Source organism: Streptomyces sp. AM8-1-1 (assembly GCF_032229325.1).
Classification (GTDB): domain Bacteria; phylum Actinomycetota; class Actinomycetes; order Streptomycetales; family Streptomycetaceae; genus Streptomyces; species Streptomyces achmelvichensis.
In genome coordinates this window covers 7,642,324-7,662,868 of sequence record NZ_CP135086.1, presented here as the reverse complement: position 1 = coordinate 7,662,868, position 20,545 = coordinate 7,642,324, and the positions used below count along the sequence as shown (strand labels likewise).

The window sequence follows — 20,545 nt, the reverse complement described above, 5'->3', positions numbered from 1 at the left end:
CGGTCCTCCGCACCCACTCGCCCCGTCACGAACCCCAAAGGTGATCAGACATGCCCACATGCACCCCGTCCGCCACTGCCTCTACCGGCACACTCCCCGACGACCCCTCCCACGCTTCCCAGCTCGACGTCGCCGGTGAGTTGCTGACGCTGCTGCGCGATACCACCACCGAACCGCGTCCCGACACACAACTGGAGGCACTCACGCTCGCCGTGGCCGCCGACCTGCCCGTCGTCCTCTGGGGCGAGCCGGGAATCGGCAAGACCGCGGCCCTGACACAACTCGCCGCAGCCCTGGACCTTCCGCTGACCACAGTGATCGCCAGTGTGCACGAGCCCTCCGACTTCTCGGGTCTGCCCATCGTCGGGGACGATCCGGCGGAACAGGGTGTCCCGATGGCCCCGCCGGACTGGGCGGTGCGACTCGTACGGGCAGGCAAAGGGCTGCTGTTCCTGGACGAACTGTCCACGGCGCCACCGGCCGTTCAGGCCGCCCTGCTGCGTCTTGTGCTGGAGCGGCGGATCGGCTCCCTCCAACTGCCGCCCGGCGTACGGATCGTGGCCGCCGCCAACCCTCGGTCCTCGGCAGCGGACGGCTGGGAGCTGAGTCCGCCGCTGGCCAACCGTTTCGTCCATCTCCAGTGGACCCACGACCACGAGGTGGTGGTACGCGGCCTCGGTGGGACGTGGCCGCGGGCCACACTGCCCCGGCTCGACCCGGCGAGATTGCCGGACGCCGTGGACTTCGCCCGCCGCGCGGTGTGCGGGCTGCTCGCCGCCCGCCCGGGTCTCGTGCACCGGCTGCCCAGCAACGACATGCGCAGGGGCGGACCGTGGCCGTCACCGCGGAGCTGGGAGATGACCCTGTGTCTGATCGCTTTCGCGACCGCGGCCGGCTGCTCCCGGGAAGTACTCTCCCTGCTGGTCAGGGGCACCGTGGGCGACGGTCCGGGGCTGGAGCTGCTGGCCGGTCTCGACCGGATGGACCTCCCCGATCCCGAGGTGCTGCTCGCCGACCCGGCGAGCGCGGTCCTGCCCGAACGGGGAGATCTGCGCCAGGCCGTGCTCGACGGTGTCGTGCAGGCGGTCCGCACCCGGCCGGAGAAGTCCCGCTGGGACGCGGCCTGGGCGCTGCTGGTCAGGGCGTTGGAGACGGGAGCTCCGGATCTGGTGGTGGTCCCCGCGACCACCCTCGCGTCGCTGCGCCGCGAGGACTGGGACGTACCGACGTCGATCGAAGGCCTCGCCGGAGTGGTGTCCCTGTCCCGGCGAGCCGACAAGGCGGCGGCCCGTGCCGCGGTCGCCACGCGGGCCGGACGATGATGCCGGACGCACCGAGGACACTGGACCTCGACAAACTCTTCGCCGCCCGGCTTCAGGCCGCCCGGGCCCGGCCGTACCTGGCGACCGCACTCTTCGCCCTGCACACCGTGGAGTCGCGGACGGTACCCACGATGGCCGTGGACCGGCACTGGCGGTGCTATGTCTCACCGGCCTTCGTGGCACGGACGCCGGTGGAGGAACTGGCCGGGGTGTGGGTGCACGAGGTGTCGCACCTGCTGCGCGACCATCACGGCCGCAGTGACCGGGTCGCCAAGGAGCGGGGGCTGACCGGTCCGGGGGAACGGCTGCGGATGAACATCGCCGCGGACTGCGAGATCAACGACGACGCCTTCGGTGACGGGCTGGTCCGGCCCGACGGCGCGGTCGATCCGGAGCTTCTGGGGCTCCCCGAGGGGGAGTTGATGGAGGACTATCTGCGCCAGTTCGGGCTCGGGCCGCGTACGCAGAGCATGACCTGGCTCGACTGCGGCAGTGGCGCCGACGGACTGGCACGGGAGTGGGAACTGGGACCGGACGGCGCGCACGGCCTCAGCGACCAGGAACGTGACGCGGTCCGGTTCCGGGTGGCGCAGGGCATCACCGGCCGTCCGGGGAGCGCGCCCAAGGGGTGGCGGCGATGGGCGGAGGAGGCCTTCCACCCGCCGCAGCCGTGGCGGGAGTTGCTGGGGGCGGCGGTGCGTTCGGCGGCCTCCGCCGCCGGTGCGGGCGAGGACTACACCTACGGCCGGCCGTCGCGGCGTTCGGCCGGCGTGCCGGGCGCCGTCCTGCCGAGCCGGCGGCGCGTGCCGCCCCGGGTCGCCGTGGTCATCGACACGTCCGGGTCGGTCAGTGATGCCGAACTGGGCAGCGCGCTCCTCGAAGTCGCCGCGATCTCCCGTGCCGTGGGCGGCCGCCGCGACCTGGTCACCGTGGTGCCGTGCGACGCGGCGGCCGAGTTCGCGCACTCGCTGTGCCGCGCCGAGGGAATTCCACTCATGGGCGGCGGCGGTACGGATCTGCGTACGGGCTTCGCCAAGGCACTCCGCACGCGACCCCGGCCGGACGTCGTCGTGGCCCTCACCGACGGACAGACGCCGTGGCCCGACACGCGACCACCGTGCCGGACGGTGGTGGGTCTGTTCCCTCGGCAGACGCGCGCGACCTGGGACGAGGACGATCCGGACTACGTGCCGGACTCGCCACCGTCGTGGGCGCGAGTCACGCACATCGGGTCCGGCCCCGGGGCTGGGTGAGCCCGGGGCCGGCGACCCGATCGCGCCGCGGTGCGGGTCGGCGTCGAGGTCCCGCGGCCACGGGCGACTCGCGCAACCTCCTTGCGGGGAGGTCCTGTTCAGTCGATGACCGCGGTGGCTTCGACCTCGACGAGATGGTCGGGTACGTCCAGTGCCGCGACTCCCAGCAGCGTGCCCGGCGGCACCGGGGTGCCCCCGAGCTTCTCGGCCGCCCGGGCGACACCTGCGAGGAACAGGGGCATCTTGTCGGGGGTCCAGTCGACGACGTAGACGGTCAGTTTCGCCACGTCGTCAAAGGATCCACCGGCCGCGGCCAGCGCGGTGCCGACATTGAGGTAGCACTGCTCGACCTGAGCGGCGAGATCACCTTCGCCGACCGTGGTCCCTTCGGCGTCCCAGGCGACCTGCCCGGCGATGAAGACCAGCTTCGACCCGGTCGCGATCGACACCTGCCGGTAGGCATCGATCTGCGGCAATCCGCTGGGGTTCACCAGGGTGATGGCCATGCTGCCCGCCTCCTTGTTCATGACGGGCCCAGGGGCCCGCTGTCACCGGACCGGGGCACTCCCGGTCTCTTGTGGTTACTCAGGAACTGTAGGAGAGTGACCGCTGACGTGGAAGAACGCACTTTTCGGTGACTGGGGAACCTGATGGTGACCAAGCAGTTCAGCGGCTCGCCCGACGAAGCGGACCTCAGGCGCGCGGATTCGCTGGCGCGGGAGATCTTCTCGGACGTCGCCAACAAGTGGGCGCTCCTGATCATCGAGGCCCTCGGGGAGCACACCCTGCGCTTCGGCGAGATACGGAACGAGATCGAGGGCATCAGCCACAAGATGCTCACCCAGAACCTGCGCATGCTGGAGCGCAACGGCCTCATCGAGCGGACAGTGCACCCCGTCGTGCCGCCGCGGGTCGAGTACACCCTCACCGAGCCGGGCCAGGCCCTGCGGGTGACGATCGACGGCATGTGCGACTGGACCCACCGCTACCTCGGCCACATCGAGGCCTCGCGCCGCCACTTCACCCCGTGACGGGGGACTCGCGGGCGTCGATCATCCCGTGCATCACCGACACGGGCAGCGCGGGATTCCCGGCCGCGACCTGAGCACGCTCGCGGTCCCGCAGGAGTCCGATCAGCGTTCGTGCGGGCAGGCACGGATTCCCGGCGGCCTCGAGGCGCACGGACGACCGGGGGTCGTCGGTCAGTCGTACGGCGGATGCGGCGGACAGCCGAGGGTCGCTCGCGGCCCGCGCCCGTACCTCCTCGTCGGGGTCCCGGCTGAACCGCTCCACCAATTCGGCCGTGGAGTCGGGGTCGTCCAACGCCAGCAGGCGCATCCGTGGATGAGGGTCGTCCGCGTACCGCAGCAGACCTGTGCGGGGAAAGTTGGGGTGCCCGTGCGGCCGGCCGGGAAAACTGAAGCTGCCGGACCACCAACGCCACACCTCCAGCAGCATCCAGCCCGGCGCGTCGTCGCACGACTCGGCGAGGAAGAGGCGGACGACCCGGTCCTCGTCCCGGGCGAGCCGCTCCACCACGTCCGGCGGCAGACGCTTCGCGCGGGCGACACCGCTGCGCACCAGGAGATGGGACGAGGCGGCGCAGAGCCGCATAGCCTCCGGGTCGTCGTGCAGGTCCGTCACCCACGACACGCCGCGCCGAAAGTTCCGCGGGTCGATGTCGACGCGCACGGCCGCGCGCTGTTCCTCGGTGAGGTCGGGCCGGAGCGAGACCGCGAGCCGCACATCGTCGTCCGGGTCCTCGGCCAGCTGCGCCACCAGGCCCGGTTCCAGGTGCGGGTTGCGGGCCAGCGCCAGCCGCCACTGCGGATCCGGATGTACGGACCGTTCCTCGGCGTGGGCGCGCTCGACGGCATACCGTTCGATCCCGCGAGGGCCGAGGTCCAGCTCGTCGAAGAGGGACCGTGGCATCGGATGGTCTTCGTGGTGCTTCAGCAGTGCGGCGGTGCGCACCTCGCCGTCGGGGTCGGTGAGCAGGGCGTCCCGTGACGGCCGGTCGAGATGGGGCCACAGGTGGGCGCATGCCGTGGCCCGTACCGCTGAATCGGGGTCGTCGGCCAGCAGGGTGAGCAGGCGCCTGGGCAGCCCCGGCAGACGGGCTGCCGCCGCACGGGCGTGCGGAGAGGGATCTCCGGCGAGTCGCTCGTAGCCGGCATCCGTCAGACTCACCTGCCGGTGCGCGGCCAGCTCTGCGAGCTGAAGACGGCGCGCATGCCCGGGCTCGCCGAACACCAGCCGGGTCCACTGATCGGCCGTCATGTCCGGCTGGGATTCCGCCAGACGGCTCCTGACCTGCCAGTCGGGGTGGGCGATCGCGGCATCGACCACGGAGGCCGGCTGCTTACGCCACAGGAAGTGGTGGGCCCTGCCCAGCAACCGCCGCAGGACGTCTTCGGGCGCGGCCCTGTTGCCTCCCAGCCCCTCCATCCAGGAGGCGTACAGCTGCTCGGTGGGACGCGGCCCGTTCAGCAACGAGGCCCAGGCGGCCGCCCGTTCCTGAGGGCTCTCCCTGGCCGCGGCCCGAGCGGTCTCCTCCTGCCACTGCCCCACCCGGTCCTTCGCGACGAGCCAGGTCTCGTACTCCTCGCTCGTCATCCCGAGGATCGCGTCCCCGTCGGTCGCCGCCGTGAGGAACTCCGCCAACCCCGGCCTGTCCCCCAGCGTCCCCGCGAGGTCCCACGAGTGGGCCAGGCGGACGCGCGTCCATCCCCCACCCGCACCGCCCGACGCGGAGATCAGGAAGTCGCCGTCCTCGCCGATCACTCCGCACTCCACGGCGAGGCGGAACCACTGAGCGTTCAACTCGGCGACGAGGTCCGGCCGGTCGTGCCTTACTGCGACGGTCGGCTCCGCGTTGCCCGCCACAACAGGACGCATGGCGACCCACGTCGGCAGGACGTCGTCGCCGCGACCGTCACCCACGATCTCCAGACCCGCCCTCGTGAGCAGCTGTGCGTACTCGTCTCCCCCGGCGTTCATGCGAGCCATCGTGCCGGACCGCGGCGAGCGACCCGTACGGGGGCCTCACCCGGTGCGGTGCTCAGTCCCCCGGTGCCTCCAGGACTCTGGCAGTGAACGCCGCCAGGCGGTCTCTCATCTGCTGACGCGTCATCCCCTGCCGGCCCACGAGGTGCTCGACGAGGTCGGCCCGGGTCACGGCCAGCAGTGCGTGCGCGGTGAACTCGCTGTCCGCGAGTCCGGGAATCCGCTCCAGCGCGGCCCGGAGCGTGCCGTGCCAGCGTTCGTAGTGTTCCGCCGCGTAAGGGCTGTCGCCGCCGGTCCCTTCCAGCGCCAGCGCGAGATGGCGGTTGTCGATCTTGAAGCACAGGATGGCGTCGAGGAGGGCGGGCACGCGCTGAAGCGGCGGAGCGGCCGGGCCCAACGGCGACTCCCCCTGCTCGGCGGCGTGTCTGACCGGTGCGAGGCGCATTTCGTACAGCGCACGGATCAGGCCGGTGCGGTCGCCGAAGCCGCGGAAGAGCGTCGCCTTCCCGACGCCGGCCGCTGCCGCGATGTCGGCCATGGTGACCGCCTCGGGGCTCGCGCAGCGGGCGAAGAGTGCGTCGGCGGCCGCGAGGACGGCCTCACGGTTGCGCGTCGCGTCCGCGCGGGGTTTGCGGTCGGGCATGCGGCTCCTCCTTGCAAAGCGGACCACGGGTCCGTATTGTCGAACACGAAGCGGACCCACGGTCCGCATCGTACTGGACGGAGTCACCCCATGACCGCGATCACCACACCCGCGGACCTGTACCGGCACGGCTTGAAGCTGCTGCTGGACAAGGACATCCCCGCCTGGGTGGACCTGTGGGACGAGGCCGGCGTCCTCGAATTCCCCTTCGCACCGGACGGTTGGCCGAAGCGGCTGGAAGGCAAGACCGCCGTCGCCGGCTACATGCGCGGCTACCCGGACCACATCGATCTTCACGACTTCCCGTATGTCGAGATCCACCGGACCGTCACCCCGGAGACCATCGTGGTCGAGATGCGTGGTGTGGGCCGCCTGGTAAAGACCGGAGGCCCCTTCGACATGTCCTACATCGCCGTCGTCACCGTCGAGAACGGCCTCATCACCCGGTACCGCGACTACTGGAACCCGCTCGCCCTCCAGGACCCCGCCACCGACTTCGCCGGGAGCAACGGATGACCACGGCCCGCAAGTTCACCCTGGTCGTCGGGGCCACCGGCACCACTGGCAGCCGCGTCGCCGCGCGGCTCACCGCCGCGGGACACCCCGTGAAGGCGGCCGGCCGACGCGCCACACCGGTGGAGGGGTGCAGCCCGGTGCGGTTCGACTGGGACGACCCCGCCTCCTTCGCCGGCGCCCTCGAAGGCGTGGACCGGATCTATCTCATCCCGCCGCTCGGCGCTCCGGACCCGGCGGCCGTGATGCTGCCCTTCCTCCGGCAGGCCCGCGGCGCAGGGGTGCACCGCGCCGTGCTGCTCAGTTCGTCGGCGATCCCCGAGGGCGGTCCCGCAGTGGGCCAGGTGCACCGGGCGCTACCGGGGCTGTTCCCCGAGTGGGCGGTCCTGCGGCCCTCGTGGTTCATGCAGAACTTCACCGGCGACCACGCACACGCCCGGACCATCCGCGAGGAGGGGACCATCCGGACGGCGGCCGGTGACGGGCGCATCGGGTTCGTCGACGCGGATGACATCGCAGCCGTCGCCGTCCACGCACTGACCGAGGCGCAGGCCCCGAACACCGACCTCGTCGTGACCGGACCGCAGGCACTGAGCCACGACGACATCGCCACCGTTCTCGGCGAGGTCACCGGACGGGCCGTCAGCCACTGTCGGCTGACGTACGAGCAGATGCGGGACCGCCTCAGCGCCGAGATGCCCACGGAGTTCGCGGAGATGCTCGCCGGCATGGACCTCGCCATCGCCGAAGGCGACGAGAACCGCACCACCGACACGGTCGAGCGTCTCACCGGCCGCCCGCCGAGCAGCTTCCGCGGCGTCGCCGAACGGGAGTTGGGCCCGGTCGGGCGCTGACACCCCGCCTTCACCGCGCGCCGGCATCGACTCCTGCAAGGACGGCCCTCGGGCCAGGGCTGCGCGTCAGTGGGCGAGTTCCGGGGGCCAGTAGCGGCTCGGCAGCATCATCGCCCTCGGTGTGAGGTCCGGGTGGATGAGCAACGGGAAGAGGGCGTGACGGAGGACGCCGTCGGGCAGATGGCGGCGGCAGACGATGATGTGGGTGCAGTAGACCTCGTCGTCACCCGCCAGATTCCTCGGCACGCGCATCCTCGGCAGGTATTGCGTCTCGTCGGCGAGCGTCGCGGCGAAGGCACCCGACGCAGGATCCTCGTGGCCGTCGCTCTTCAGCGCGTACAGAGCCTGGGCCGTGGCGCGCAGGCGTTCGGGGTGCTCGTCGAAGGCGGCGGCGTCCGGGCTGTAGATCACCGTCGCGGGGTGGTCGTGATCACCGGGCAGGAAGAGCCGCTCGTCCGCCCGCACCAAGGAAGCCCAGACCAACCGCCCTTCCCGGAGCAGGGTGTTCTGCTGCCAGAGAATCTCCCGCAGGGGTTCCGCGGCCGCGATCCACTCGGGCAGGGGGATCCGCAGATAGCGGCGTTTGTCGCCGAAGTCGAACGTGCGTGGCGCGGGGCCGAGGTTCGTCCGGCATGCATGGAGACTCTCGGCTGCGGATCCGGTCATGGGGTGGAGCTTACGGACCGGCCACCGGGCAGCAGACACAACGAGGGCGCCGAGGACGCCGGTACGGCCGGACGCGGCCCGCTTCACCGACCACCTGACAAGGAGAGATCCGTCATCGAACCCTCTGCCCTATGCGAGCGGCGTCACCGTGCCAGTGCCGTGCTCCCGGGCAGGGGCCGGCTCGATGCCGGGCCTCCCCACCCGGAAGCTTTGCACAGTGCAATGGATTGGTCCAGAGGGCTGGTCGAAGCCACCACGGGGTGCGATCGGCACGACGCAGCACTACTTCGGCTTCACGGCCGTTTCGACCTCCTGGAACGTCGCACTGTCGACGAACCCGGTGTCCTCGAGAACTTCGAGATGGTCCAGGACGGTCTGGTTGGCCTGACGCGCGTGGCGGCGGATCAGGTCGTTCTGCGTACCCGCCCGGACTTCGGCGATCGTGGCGAAGATCTTTCCGTGCGAGGCCCGCAGCAGGTTGGCGAAGATCCGGTCGAACTCCGCCCCCTGGGCGTTCTCCATCTGCTTCACGAATCCCTGCTGTTCCGCTGTGGCCTCATTGGGCAGGGCGACGCCGAGGATCCGGGCGTCTTCGCGGACCAGCTGATCGAGCTTGCTGTGACCGTCGATGAGGTGCAGTCCGGCCCGTTTCACGGACTCACTCGCGGCGTGCGTCTGTGCCAGCTTCCCGGCCGGGATCTCCCACAGGCCCGCCTGACGCACCTTGACCAGGAACGTCTTGTCCAACTCGGTAAGGGACTGGCCTTCCGGTGGCGCCGCCTCGACGGCCGCGTCGGCACCGGCGTCATGGGCGCCGGCATGCTGCGGCACTCCCGCGGAGACCGGATCGGCGGCCGCTTCCTCGTCGCCGCCTCGCGTGACGATCAGCAACGTGGCGACGACCGCGCATGCGGCGAGGATGATCCCGATCGTGCGCAGGGGCAGGGCGGATGGGGCGCGTCGATTCGATGGCATGGGTGCCTCCCGGTTCGGTCCGACGAACGAACTGCTCTTGTGTCGGGAGCACTGGGACGGCGACTGGCACGGCGCGCACCCGTCAGTACGGACGAAGGTGCCGGACCGTTCAACGCGACCGGGAGGAAACGCGGTTCACACACCCGCTGTCGCGACCCACCACCCTGCTTCGGGGGGAGTCGGGGCGGCCGCCACGCCTGGATTCCGGTCATCCACCGCTCTGCTGCGGGCTGATGAGCAGCAGGGCGATGTCGTCGCCACGGCCTGGCGCGTGCTCGATCAGCGTGTCCGCGAGGCTTTCCAGGTCGTCGGCGTCCGCGTCCTCGACGAGCCGGGCGAGTGCGGCGACGGCGTCGTCGGGGTCCACTCCGGGGGATTCGATGAGTCCGTCGGTGTACAGGACGAGCACACTGCCGGGTGGCAGCGGGATTTCGAGAGCCGGGTACTCCGCTTCCGGGTCGATGCCGAGCAGAAGCCCGGGCGGGACATGCAGGACATGCGTACGGCCGTCTGCGTGACGCAGCAGTGGTCTGGGGTGGCCGGCCGTGGCCAGACAGGCGGCCTGGCGTCCGAGGTCCAGGTGCACGTACAGACAGCTGGTGAACAGGCCGGGGTCGAGGTCGATGAGCAGACGGTTCGTCCGGCTCAGGACATCCCCTGGGGGTGCGCCCACCGTGGAATGGGCGTGGACGGCGGTGCGGACCTGCCCCATCAGGGCGGCGGCGTCGATGTTGTGGCCCTGGACGTCGCCGATGGCCGCCGCGGCGGTCGTGCGGTCCAGACGGATCAGATCGTAGAAGTCACCACCGACATCCATGCCGTGTCCGGCGGGCAGATAGCGGGCCACCACGCTCAGGCCCGGGACGCGAGGAAGGGCGTCGGGCAGCAGCGCGTCCTGGAGGCGCCGGGCGACGCGGTGTTTGGTGTCGTAGAGCCGGGCCCGGTCCAGGGCTTGGCCGATCAGGCCGGCCAGGGAGATGAGGACCGCACGTTCGGCCGGTGCGAAGGTGCGGGGCCGGGCGTAGGCGAGAACGAGTGTGCCGATGGTGCGGTTGGAGGCGATCAGCGGCAGAAAGGCCCACGAGGCCATGTCGTCCTGATGGACCGCCGCGGCATAGGAGCGCTTCAGGTCGGCGAAGGAGGCGAAGAAGCTCGGAGCGCCGGTGGCGAGGACATGGGCTGCGGGAGTGTCCGCGGACAGGGGGATGAGGTCGAAGCGCTCGATGAGCGCGGCGTTGTAGCCGCGATGACCGACGATCTTCAGTCGCCCCTCCTCCGCGGTCATCATGGCCATGGCCTGCGCGCCGAGCGCCGGCATGAGCTGGTCGGCGGCCTGGTCGACGACGTCCTGGACGCCGATGGCCTCGGTGAGCGTGGCGGCCATGTGCATCAGGTGGTACAGCAGGGTGGCACGGCTCGGCCCCGCGCTGCGCACGGGCTGAGCTGCGGCGTTGCTCTCGGCGGGGCGGCTCGGGGTGATGCGGACACTGATGCCGGAGGGGTCCGGGTACAGCTCGAACGCCAGCCAGGTGTCCGGCGGCCGCACGACGGTGAACGACGTGGGCTGCTCACTGACCAGCGCGGCCCGGTAGCGGTCCTCGACCTCGGGCACGTCCATCCACGGCAGGGCTTCCCAGGGCCGTGCGCCCAGCAGGTCGGCCGCGTCGGCGCCGAGGAGTTCGGCCGCATCCGGGGTGACGAAGGTGATCCGGCCGCCCAGGTCCAAGGCGCACGACCCGCCCGGCAGCCGGTCGATGAACGCCGCCGTCGCCGTCGCCTCCCCCAGTGCCAGGGGGGCCAGGATGCGGGGCCGGTTCGGCGGCAGTGACGCCCCCTCGTCGGCAGCCACCTGGAGGATGCGCCCCAGGCGCCGGCAGCCCTCCTCCGTGGCCTCGCGCTCGGCGGGGCTCATACCGGGCGCATGCAAACCGGGCCACAGCAGGACCAGCGCGCCCTGTACCGTGCCTTTCGACGTGACCGGGGCAGCCGCCAGGGCGAAGTCGTACGGCAGCACCAGGGACAGCCGCGGGTATCGGCGCGCCGCGTCCTCCATGCCGCCGACCCAGACCAGACGCCGTTCCCGCACCGCGTCCGCCACCGGAATCGGATCGGCCAGCCCCACCCGGGTCCACGGAGCGGCGATCTCCCGGGGGGTGCCGGTGACCACCACCAGCCACAACGCCTCCCCCGCCGGCGACAGCACATAGAACATCCCTCGGGACGCACCGGCCTGTCGCACCACATCGATCAGAGCGGTGTCCAGCAGCTGACCGCCGGAGTCCACGGTCGCCGTGGGGCGGAACGGTTTCCGGCTCATCCGGCCCCCCGCGGAGCGACCGGGCGCAACACCCGCGTCCGTCCGATCGCGCGTGCGCGGCACCAACCGCACCGAACCTCACCCATAAGGGGACACTACGCCCGTCCGCACGGGACGACATTCGCCCGTTCCCCGGGTGGAGGACGCCTGCGGCCTCGCGGCCGCGGCAGTGAGCGCCTGATGGCATGCCGTCGCGGAGCCGGGCCGGTCATGGCTACAGCAGAGCCACCCCGAGGAAATAGATCAGGCCGCCGAAGACGACCCCCAGAGACAGCAGGAACACCACGCGCATCGCCTGTCACCCACACTTCGCCGTGCACCGATAGGGCCGCCACGCCACTGGACCCGCAATCGGCGGCGCGATCATGCGGTCCGTCATACCCGCCGCCGGTCCCACACACTCACCGCACCGCGCACGTGAGGCAAATGCAGCAGCGTCAGGCTCCGCCCTCAGGCGAGGACGACGTCCACCTTGTGCGCAGCGAAGAACGCCAGGATCTCGGCGAAGGGGGGTGACGCGTCGTACGTGAGAGGCGTGCGACCGAGGCATGCGCGGGCCACCTCGTGGTCGTGCCACACCAGGGTGAAAGGGGGCCGGGCACCACAGTCGTCGCCGAGTGCGTATTCGATGGTCCCGAAGCATGAGCCGAAGTAGCCACCCGGGCCGTTGACGGCCTCGCCGAGGGCGAGGGCGAAGCCCTGTTCGTCGGTGATGTATCTGCCGTCCAGATGGCGCGTGACCTCGGGCCGAGTGCCGGGCGTGGGACGCGCGGCCCGATTGTTCTGCGTGGCCCTCGACCAGGCGCCGCGCTCGAAGCCGCTGAGCGGGGCCCAGAGATTGGGCTCCCGGGGCGGTCCGTCCCACCACATGTCGTGGACCGTGCCGGCAGCCGAGGACCTGAAATCGTTGCACGACAGGTCGAGGGTGAGGTCCACGAGCCCCGTGCCCGCCGGAGAGGGAGTCCATGATGCGACGTGCAGACAGGTCCAGTGCTCGTCGATGACAACGCCGGTGCGGTCCAGGGACGACAGATATACACCGCCCAGGTCGAACTGGTCCTCTCCCGATCCCCATGCGGCCGACAACGGCCCCCGGAGCTCGCATCCCAGAAGCCGCGGAGGTGCGATGTCGGGTTCGGGTTCCTTGTCGATCAGAGCCACTTGCGTGCAGACGCCGAAGTCCTCGTCGCCCGTGCCCGTCAGCACGAATCCGCTGAACAGCGGGGGCACCTCGGGGACTTCCGGTTGCTCGTCGGCGTTCTCCCCTGCGTGGCCGCCCATGACCGCCTCGAGCGTGATGTCGACCGGAGCGTCATGCGCGCCCGCCGGCCCACCGCCCAGAATCCGTACGTCCGCCAGGCACCACACGTCCCAGGCCGGTTCCACGGGCACTCCGTGCCGGTCCAGAGCGTGCAGGGTGAGCCCGCCGAGTGGAGCCGGGCCGCCGGCGAGCGCCGATGCGACAGCCGCGGCGAGTCCGCCTTTCGGCAAGCACCCGCGAAGCTCGTAACGGTGGCGAGCAGGAAGGGGCAGGTCGACGTAGTAGGCCGCGGCGTCCGTGCAGAGGGCCACTGTCTCTTCCAGACCGTCGGGGGCGTCGGTCTCGACGGTGATACGGAACCGCATGGTGTGCCCTCACCTCGCTGTGTCGTTGTTCGCCCAGCATGGCACCGGAATCACGGTCGGCTGCAGACCCGCGGACACCGACCGCCCCGGCCGGACGGTGTCCGGCCGGGGCAGGTTCCGGTCAGCCGTGCCACACGCCGGTGGCGGCGGTGGCTCTGATGTAGTCCGTGACGTCACGGGGTTCGCGGTGCAGAACCTGCTGTACGCCATCGGCGAGCTCTGCGAAGCGGTTCTCGCTGATCCACCCGTAGAGCATGCTCAGCAGGGCCGTGTACTCCTGCGACAGGCCCTGCCGTACGGCGTAGGCCGCGAAGTCGGCCGGTGGGACGGGACGGTAGGCGATGTCCCGGCCGGTGGCCCGGGCGATCTCGTCGACCACGGTCCGCAGGCTCAGCAGACGCGGCCCGGTCAGCTCGTAGGCCTGCCCGCCGTGGCCGTCCCCGGTGAGGGCTGCCACGGCGACGTCCGCGATGTCCTCGACGTCGATGAACGGCTCGACCCCGTTCCCGGCCGACATCACGACATCACCGTCTTGCACCTGACCTCGGAAGAACGCGTCCTCGCTGAAGTTCTGCGCGAACCAAGCCGGTTTGAGGATCGTCCACTGCGCACCGGACTCCCGCACCGCGCGCTCGCAGGGAAGTTTCTCCTCGCCGGCCGGCACGACCCAGTCGCGGACGGACAGCAGCACCAGCCGCTCCGCGCCACCCGACACGGCCAGCTTGCTGAAGGAACTCAGCGACACCGCCGCGTCATCGAGCTGCGAGTCCACCAAGTAGGCCGCGCCGACGCCCTCCAGCACCGGCTCCCATGTGCTCTCGTCGTTCCAGTCGAATCGGGTCGGCCCTTTCCGAGAAGCCACCCGGACCTCATGTCCGCGCTGCCGGAGGCGGGAAGCCACACGGCGTCCCGTCTTGCCCGTGCCGCCGAGGACCAGGATCGGTTTGTTTGTCATGCGGACAGTCAATGCGTTCGGGGGTGAGCGGTGGAATGGCCTGTCCGCTCAGTTCGATGTCTCAACGTCTCACCGCGACAGCACATCGGCGTCTAGCGTTGCGGCATGGATGCGTTGGCAAGCCTGCTCTACGAAGTGCGGTCGGACGGTGCCCTGTTCAGCCGCAACCTCGTGGCCCCGCCGTGGTCGGTGCGCTTCGCCGACCGGACACCGCTCACCCTGATCACCATGCTGCGGGGTACCGGCTGGGTCGTCCCCGGCGACGCCGCGCCCGTGGCGCTCGGCGGTGGAGATGTGGCCATCGTCGTCGGCTCGGAGCCGTTCTCCGTCGCCGACTGCGCCGACGTACCGACGGCGCCGCTGTATGTGCTCCACGGACCCGATCACTGCACGACCGCCGACGGCGAGGAGATCAGCGACGAACTCGTTCTGGGCGTTCGCACCTGCGGGAACAGCCTGGACGGCCCGACCGTCCTGCTCACCGGCAGCTACCAGGTCGGCGGCCGGGTCTCCGAACGGCTGCTGAGCACGCTGCCGCGGGTGCTCGTCGTTCGCCACGACGGCAGGCCCTCGCCGATCCTGGACCTCACCGCCCTGGAGATCAGCCGGGACGATCCGGGGCAGCAAGCCGTCCTGGACAGACTGCTCGATCTGCTGTTGCTGGCCACGCTGCGGGAATGGTTCACGCGCCCGGAGGCCGACCCGCCCGGCTGGTACCGCGCGCTCGGCGACCCGGTCGCGGGGAAGGCCCTGCGGCTGATCCACGACGAACCCGCGCGCCCGTGGACGGTGACCACACTCGCCGAGGAGGCCGGCGTATCGCGAGCGACTCTCGCCCGCCGCTTCAGTGACCTGGTCGGAGAGCCGCCCATGGCCTATGTGACCGGCTGGCGCCTCGCACGGGCCGCGGATCTGCTGGCGCGCACCGAGGCCACCGCGGAATCGATCGCCCGGCAGGTGGGCTACCGAAGCGCCTTCGGACTGAGTGTGGCCTTCAAGCGTGTGTACGGCACCCGGCCCAGCCTCCACCGGGCGGCCGCCCAGGGCACGTCCTCGGAATCGAGGGCCGGAGCGGGAGCGGATGGGTGACGGCCCGGCTCCTGAAGCGGCGGACCGCGCCTGTTCGGGCGGCTCTTCGCAAAGGTCTACGCCCAGGGCCTGTTCGACGTCCGGGCGGTTCGTCGCGACGGGCTCCTGGTCGGACATGCCGAGATCAAGCCGACGGCTTTGACACCCCTGGGACTGGAGGAGGTGTTCGCGACTACCGGCGCTCCACCTCAGGTTGACGAGGGCGCACTGGTCGCGGTTGTCTCCGCCGGCTCGGGGTGGGAGCGGACGGCGACTGTCAGAGCGACAGCGATCACGCCGAAGACCACAGCCGCGGGATTCACATAGCCGGGCACAGCGCCTTCGTGGATCCGCCCGCCTTCGACGCGGCACCCGAAGTGCAGGGGGACGAACGACGGTTCGTAGCCCTCGACGCGCTGGGCGTTCTCCTTGCCCACCGCGTCCCTACACGCCAGGGATTGTCCGCTTTCGTCCAGGAAGGCGAGGTGCAGTACGCCCCAGGTGTACACACCGACCGCACCCGCCCAGGCCAGCACGGCAAGCCCCTTGGCGCCGGCACGCGCGGACCGCGTGGCGCCCGCACGGATCAGCAACACCACCGCCCGGACTCCGACCCAGGGTGTGACGAGGAGGCCCGCCAGGGCCAGCAGCAGTACGAGCAGGGGGTTGTGGCCGTCGTACGGATCTCCCGACATGCGGCGCAGCCTGCCATACGGGCCGGGCGGAGATGGGCGCCTTTCTCACCGGGCCGACACCGCCCGCATGATCAAAAGACGGACGGGTTAGCATATGAGCACCGCCTAGCTCGAAAGATATTCCTGTGACTGTCAATGACGACTCGTTCACCAACTGGAAGAACCGCGAGGAGATCGCGGAGTCGATGATCCCCGTCATCGGGAAGCTGCACCGGGAGCGGGACGTCACGGTCCTTCTCCACAGCCGCTCCTTGGTGAACAAGTCGGTGGTCAGCATCCTCAAGACCCACCGCTTCGCCCGGCAGATCGCCGGCGTCGAGCTCTCGGTCACCGACACGCTTCCGTTCCTGCAGGCCCTGACCACGCTCGACCTCGGTCCGTCCCAGATCGACATCGGCCTGCTCGCCGAGACCTACCGGACCGACGACCGCGGCCTCTCGGTGGCGGAGTTCACCGCCGAAGCCGTCGCCGGCGCCACGGGCGCCGACAAGATCGAGCGCCGCGAGCCGCGCGATGTGGTCCTCTACGGCTTCGGCCGCATCGGCCGTCTCGTCGCCCGGCTGCTCATCGAGAAGGCCGGCTCCGGCAACGGCCTGCGCCTGCGGGCCATCGTCGTCCGCCAGGGTGGCGACCAGGACATCGTCAAGCGCGCCTCGCTGCTGCGCCGCGACTCCATCCACGGCCAGTTCCAGGGCACCATCACGGTCGACGAGTCGAACAGCACGATCAACGCCAACGGCAACGAGATCAAGGTCATCTACGCGGGCGACCCGTCGGAGGTCGACTACACGGCGTACGGCATCAAGGACGCCATCCTCATCGACAACACCGGCAAGTGGCGTGACCGCGAGGGGCTGTCGAAGCACCTGCGCCCCGGTATCGACAAGGTCGTCCTGACCGCCCCGGGCAAGGGCGACGTCCCCAACATCGTGCACGGCGTCAACCACGACACGATCAAGCCGGACGAGCAGATCCTGTCCTGCGCGTCCTGCACCACCAACGCGATCGTCCCGCCGCTGAAGGCGATGGCCGACGAGTACGGCGTGCTGCGCGGTCACGTGGAGACCGTCCACTCGTTCACCAACGACCAGAACCTGCTGGACAATTACCACGCGGCCGACCGTCGTGGCCGCTCCGCGCCGCTCAACATGGTGATCACCGAGACCGGTGCCGCCTCCGCCGTCGCCAAGGCACTGCCCGACCTGAAGGCGAGGATCACCGGCAGCTCGATCCGCGTCCCGGTGCCGAACGTCTCGATCGCGATCCTGAACCTGCGGCTCGCACGCGAGACCACCCGCGAGGAGGTCCTCGACCACCTCCGCAACGTCTCGCTGAACTCGCCGCTCAAGCGCCAGATCGACTTCATCAGCGCCCCCGACGCGGTCTCCAGCGACTTCATCGGCTCGCGCCACGCCTCGATCGTCGACGCCGGCGCCGTCAAGGTCGAGGGCGACGACGCGATCCTCTACCTCTGGTACGACAACGAGTTCGGCTACTCGTGCCAGGTCATCCGCGTCGTCCAGCACGTCTCCGGGGTGGAGTACCCGACGTACCCGGTTCCGGTGGCCTGACCGGACCATCAGCACCAGCTAAGCGGCCGGCCCTCTGAGGGCCGGCCGCTTAGCTGTGGGTGCGCATCGGTGCGGATGACCACCGGGGGCTGCGAACCGGCCCGAGCGGGCGGCGCGTTGACGGCCGGAGGACACAGCCGGGGCGGTCGCCACACAGACACCCGACCACTTTCGTCTTATTGACGATAACCCGTCGGAGCCTATATCGTCGAGGAGACGAAAAGGGGTCCCGGCATGGCCGACATCATCAGGCGCTTCGGATGGCGCCACCTTCGTTCCGCGCCCACGGCTCACGTCCGCCACCACCGGCGGGGCGAGCTGGTCCACGACGGACCCGGCCTGAGCTTCTGGTACCGCGCGCTCACCGCCGCGCTGTGTGAGATTCCCGTGGACGACCGGGAGGAGTCCATGGCCTTCCACGCCCGCACCGCGGACTTCCAGGACGTGAGCGTCCAGGCCGCCGTGACCTACCGGATCGGCGAACCGTCCACCGCCGCCTCGCGGCTCGACTTCTCCATCGACCCCGACACCGGCGTCTGGCGCGGCGCACCGCTGGAGCAGATCTCCACCCTGCTCACCGAGACCGCCCAGCAGCACGCCCTCGACGTACTGGCCCGCACCCCCCTTGCCGCCGCCCTGACGGACGGTGTCGCCGCCGTACGGGAGCGCATGAGCGACGGGCTGGCCGGGGAGCCCCGGCTGGCGGCCACGGGCATCGCCGTCGTGGCCGTCCGCGTCGTCGCCCTGCGGCCCGAGCCCGAGGTGGAACGGGCGCTGCGCACGCCCGCGCGGGAACAGATCCAGCAGGAGGCGGACCGGGCGACCTACGAACGGCGGGCCGTGGCCGTGGAGCGCGAGCGCGCCATCGCGGAGAACGAGCTCGCCAGCAAGATCGAACTCGCCCGCCGGGAGGAGCAGTTGGTCGAACAGCGCGGCACGAACGCCCGTCGCGAGGCCGAGGAGACGGCCGCTGCCGACGGTGTACGGGCGGCGGCGGAAGCGGCTCGTACGGTCCGGCTCGCGAAGGCGGAGGCCGAGGCCGCCCGTGAGGTGGGTGACGCCCGGGCGCACGCCCAGGCCGCCTGGCTGCGGGTGCACGCCGAGGTCGACGCGTCCACGCTGCACGCGCTGACGGGTTCCCGGCTGGCCGAGAACCTGCCGCGGATCGACAGTCTCACCGTGTCCCCGGACGTGCTGACCGGGCTGCTCGCCAAGCTCGGCCGCCCGCAGGGGGAACAGGAATGAGTCTCGCCCCGCGGGCGGTGCTGGTGCACCGCACCAGTGAGTACGAGGAGTTGCTCGCGCTGCACGGGACACACGGGCAGGCGGGCTTCTTCCTCTCCTCACGCGGGCGGAGCATCGACGAGGTCGCCGAACGCCATCGGCGCGCGCGGCGCATCCTCTCCGAGGTGACGGCCTCGGTGCCGTTGAACTGGCGGCAGGCGCGCGTGGAGCGAGCCGATCTCGACCGCTTCCTCTTCGGCCCCGAGGACGTCGTGGTCGTCGTCGGGGCGGACGGCCTGGTGGCCAACACCGCGAAGTACCTGGCCGGTCAGCCGGTCATCGGCATCGACACGGATCCGGGCCGCAACCCGGGCGTCCTGGTGCGCCACCGGTCGCGGGACGCCGGCCGGCTGCTGGGAGCGGCGACGAGCACGGGCGGCTCGTTCGACGAGCTCACCATGGTGGAGGCGGTCGCCGACAACACCGAGCGGCTGCGGGCACTGAACGAGATCTATCTCGGCCGGCCCGGCCACCAGAGCGCCCGCTACCGGCTGCATGCGGGCGGGGACGACGATGCTTCGGAGACGCAGGCCTCGTCGGGTGTTCTCGTCGGCACAGGCACCGGATCGACCGGCTGGTTGCGCTCCCTGTGGCAGGAGCGCGCCAGCCGGCCGGTGCTGCCCGGTCCCGCCGATCCCCGGCTCGTCTGGTTCGTCCGCGAGGCCTGGCCCTCCCCCACCACCGGAACCACACTGGTCGGGGGCGTCCTCGAACGCGCCGAGCAACTGCGACTGGTCGTGGAGTCCGACCGCCTGGTGGCTTTCGGCGACGGCATCGAGAGCGACGCCCTGGAGCTGACCTGGGGCCAGAGCGTACGTGTCGGTGTCGCGGACACCAGGCTGCGGCTGCTGCTCTGAGGGCCGCCCGGCCGGGGAAGACCCGCGGCCCCCGCCGGGAACGGGAGCCGCGGGAGTCCAGTGCCGCCGGGCGCCGCCGGGATGCGCGAGACCGCGATCCGTCAGGCCTGGCGCAGGACGCCGGCCAGCGGGGACGATCTAGCCCAGCAGCTCGGCCACCTGCGGGTAGAGGGCGGCGGGGTCGGCGGCGAGGCCGGCCTTCACCTGCGCGCTGATGTCGTCGGCGAGGTACTCGAACCGGCGGGCCTCGATGGTGTCGAGCGCCCCGTGGGCGACCTTGGCCGGGTCGGTCTTGGGCCCCTCGACCGCCGCAGCCATGTCGGTGTCCATGTATCCCACGTGGAGCGCGGTGACCAGGGTCCCCTGCGCGGCGAGCTGGACCCGCAGGGCGTTCGTCACGGCCCATTCGGCGGCCTTGGCCGCGCTGTACGCGGCGTTGTCCGGGAACACGTACCAGGACAGCACCGACAGCACATTGAGCAGCGCGCCGCCTCCGTTGCGGGCCAGCACGGGGGCGAAGGCCCTGCTCATGTCCAGCGTGCCGAAGACATGGGTGTCCATCTCGCGCCGGAACCCGTCCGTACTGCCGTCGAGGATGCCCGTCCCGGTGGAGATTCCCGCGTTGTTGATCAGGAGCGTCACGTCCTGGGCCTGCTCGGCCGCGGCCCGTACGGATGCGGGATCCGTGATGTCGAGCGCGAGGGGCACCGCACCCGGGGTGGTCACGGTGTCCGGGTTGCGGGCCGCCGCGTAGACCTTCGCCGCTCCGCGGTCGAGGAGCGCCTTGACGAACTGGTCCCCCAGTCCGCGGTTGCCTCCGGTGACCAGAGCTACTGCGCCCTCGATCTGCATGGTGATCTCTCCTCGTTCCGTGTGGGGCCGCGAGAGGGGTGTTTCGCACGGCATGGAAACCGATCGGTTTCCACCAAGGTAAACCGAT

General features: G+C 70.8%; 19 protein-coding genes and 1 pseudogene. 10 read left to right on the top strand and 10 right to left on the bottom strand.

Annotated features, from left to right (window positions below; genetic code table 11):
- The first annotated feature begins 50 nt into the window (after positions 1–50).
- Both RPQ07_RS34115 and RPQ07_RS34110 read left to right on the top strand, forming a co-directional pair.
- On the top strand, positions 51–1,322 hold the full coding sequence (locus tag RPQ07_RS34115) for an AAA family ATPase (RefSeq protein ID WP_313948108.1): 1,272 nt from the start codon (positions 51–53) through the stop codon (positions 1,320–1,322).
- On the top strand, positions 1,319–2,575 hold the full coding sequence (locus RPQ07_RS34110; protein ID WP_313948107.1) for a DUF2201 family putative metallopeptidase: 1,257 nt from the start codon (positions 1,319–1,321) through the stop codon (positions 2,573–2,575). The genes RPQ07_RS34115 and RPQ07_RS34110 overlap by 4 nt, the downstream gene beginning before the upstream one ends.
- A gap of 98 nt (positions 2,576–2,673) precedes the next feature.
- Here the strand turns inward: RPQ07_RS34110 and RPQ07_RS34105 are convergent, their stop codons facing one another.
- The gene (locus RPQ07_RS34105) at positions 2,674–3,081 is read right to left on the bottom strand and encodes a RidA family protein (protein ID WP_313948106.1); all 408 of its coding nucleotides are present in this window, start codon (positions 3,079–3,081) and stop codon (positions 2,674–2,676) included.
- A gap of 144 nt (positions 3,082–3,225) precedes the next feature.
- On the opposite strand from RPQ07_RS34105, the gene RPQ07_RS34100 reads away from it, so the two are divergent.
- A complete protein-coding gene (locus RPQ07_RS34100; protein ID WP_313948105.1) occupies positions 3,226–3,606 on the top strand; it encodes a helix-turn-helix domain-containing protein in 381 nt (126 codons plus the stop codon).
- Here RPQ07_RS34100 and RPQ07_RS34095 read toward each other — a convergent pair.
- Positions 3,596–5,575: a PE-PGRS family protein gene (locus tag RPQ07_RS34095; protein ID WP_313948104.1), complete on the bottom strand. Its 1,980-nt coding sequence runs from the start codon at positions 5,573–5,575 to the stop codon at positions 3,596–3,598. The two genes, RPQ07_RS34100 and RPQ07_RS34095, sit on opposite strands and share 11 nt — an antisense overlap.
- A 61-nt stretch (positions 5,576–5,636) precedes the next feature.
- Positions 5,637–6,224, bottom strand: a complete 588-nt coding sequence (locus RPQ07_RS34090; protein ID WP_313948102.1) for a TetR/AcrR family transcriptional regulator — start codon at positions 6,222–6,224, stop codon at positions 5,637–5,639.
- A 90-nt stretch (positions 6,225–6,314) separates the two neighbouring features.
- Between RPQ07_RS34090 and RPQ07_RS34085 the strand changes: the two genes are divergently transcribed.
- Positions 6,315–6,740: a nuclear transport factor 2 family protein gene (locus tag RPQ07_RS34085; RefSeq protein WP_313948101.1), complete on the top strand. Its 426-nt coding sequence runs from the start codon at positions 6,315–6,317 to the stop codon at positions 6,738–6,740.
- A complete protein-coding gene (locus RPQ07_RS34080; protein WP_313948100.1) occupies positions 6,737–7,591 on the top strand; it encodes an NAD(P)H-binding protein in 855 nt (284 codons plus the stop codon). The genes RPQ07_RS34085 and RPQ07_RS34080 overlap by 4 nt, the downstream gene beginning before the upstream one ends.
- Positions 7,592–7,657: 66 nt before the next feature.
- On the opposite strand, the gene RPQ07_RS34075 is transcribed toward RPQ07_RS34080, so the two are convergent.
- The 5 genes from RPQ07_RS34075 to RPQ07_RS34055 all read right to left on the bottom strand — a co-directional run bounded on the left by RPQ07_RS34075 (position 7,658) and on the right by RPQ07_RS34055 (position 14,130).
- On the bottom strand, positions 7,658–8,257 hold the full coding sequence (locus RPQ07_RS34075) for a hypothetical protein (protein WP_313948099.1): 600 nt from the start codon (positions 8,255–8,257) through the stop codon (positions 7,658–7,660).
- Positions 8,258–8,539: 282 nt separating this feature from the next.
- Positions 8,540–9,232, bottom strand: a complete 693-nt coding sequence (locus RPQ07_RS34070) for a DUF4142 domain-containing protein (RefSeq protein ID WP_313948098.1) — start codon at positions 9,230–9,232, stop codon at positions 8,540–8,542.
- Between the two features lie 208 nt (positions 9,233–9,440).
- Positions 9,441–11,549 (bottom strand): SpoIIE family protein phosphatase, encoded by a 2,109-nt coding sequence (locus RPQ07_RS34065; protein WP_313948097.1) that lies wholly within the window; start codon positions 11,547–11,549, stop codon positions 9,441–9,443.
- 450 nt (positions 11,550–11,999) lie between these two features.
- Positions 12,000–13,175 (bottom strand): hypothetical protein, encoded by a 1,176-nt coding sequence (locus tag RPQ07_RS34060; RefSeq protein ID WP_313948096.1) that lies wholly within the window; start codon positions 13,173–13,175, stop codon positions 12,000–12,002.
- Positions 13,176–13,296: 121 nt separating this feature from the next.
- Positions 13,297–14,130, bottom strand: coding sequence for an NmrA family NAD(P)-binding protein (locus RPQ07_RS34055; protein ID WP_313948095.1), 834 nt, complete (start codon positions 14,128–14,130; stop codon positions 13,297–13,299).
- A gap of 105 nt (positions 14,131–14,235) precedes the next feature.
- Here RPQ07_RS34055 and RPQ07_RS34050 point away from each other — a divergent pair, with 105 nt between their 5' ends.
- Both RPQ07_RS34050 and RPQ07_RS34045 read left to right on the top strand, forming a co-directional pair.
- Complete coding sequence (locus RPQ07_RS34050) at positions 14,236–15,219, top strand: AraC family transcriptional regulator (RefSeq protein ID WP_313948094.1); 984 nt, start codon at positions 14,236–14,238, stop codon at positions 15,217–15,219.
- Positions 15,212–15,354, top strand: a pseudogene (locus RPQ07_RS34045) (GNAT family N-acetyltransferase); the annotation flags it as partial. The gene RPQ07_RS34050 and the pseudogene RPQ07_RS34045, both read left to right, overlap by 8 nt.
- A 53-nt stretch (positions 15,355–15,407) precedes the next feature.
- Here the strand turns inward: RPQ07_RS34045 and RPQ07_RS34040 are convergent.
- Positions 15,408–15,893, bottom strand: coding sequence for a hypothetical protein (locus RPQ07_RS34040; RefSeq protein ID WP_313948093.1), 486 nt, complete (start codon positions 15,891–15,893; stop codon positions 15,408–15,410).
- Positions 15,894–16,018: 125 nt separating this feature from the next.
- Between RPQ07_RS34040 and RPQ07_RS34035 the strand changes: the two genes are divergently transcribed.
- The 3 genes from RPQ07_RS34035 (at position 16,019) to RPQ07_RS34025 (ending at position 19,605) form a co-directional block, all read left to right on the top strand.
- Positions 16,019–17,464 carry a glyceraldehyde-3-phosphate dehydrogenase gene (locus RPQ07_RS34035; RefSeq protein WP_313948092.1) on the top strand — a complete coding sequence of 482 codons (1,446 nt, stop codon included), beginning with the start codon at positions 16,019–16,021 and terminating at the stop codon, positions 17,462–17,464.
- 234 nt (positions 17,465–17,698) lie between these two features.
- Positions 17,699–18,709, top strand: a complete 1,011-nt coding sequence (locus RPQ07_RS34030) for an SPFH domain-containing protein (protein WP_313948091.1) — start codon at positions 17,699–17,701, stop codon at positions 18,707–18,709.
- Complete coding sequence (locus RPQ07_RS34025; protein WP_313948090.1) at positions 18,706–19,605, top strand: hypothetical protein; 900 nt, start codon at positions 18,706–18,708, stop codon at positions 19,603–19,605. The genes RPQ07_RS34030 and RPQ07_RS34025 overlap by 4 nt, the downstream gene beginning before the upstream one ends.
- 138 nt (positions 19,606–19,743) lie before the next feature.
- On the opposite strand, the gene RPQ07_RS34020 is transcribed toward RPQ07_RS34025, so the two are convergent.
- Complete coding sequence (locus RPQ07_RS34020; RefSeq protein WP_313948089.1) at positions 19,744–20,457, bottom strand: SDR family oxidoreductase; 714 nt, start codon at positions 20,455–20,457, stop codon at positions 19,744–19,746.
- Between the last annotated feature and the right edge of the window lie 88 nt (positions 20,458–20,545).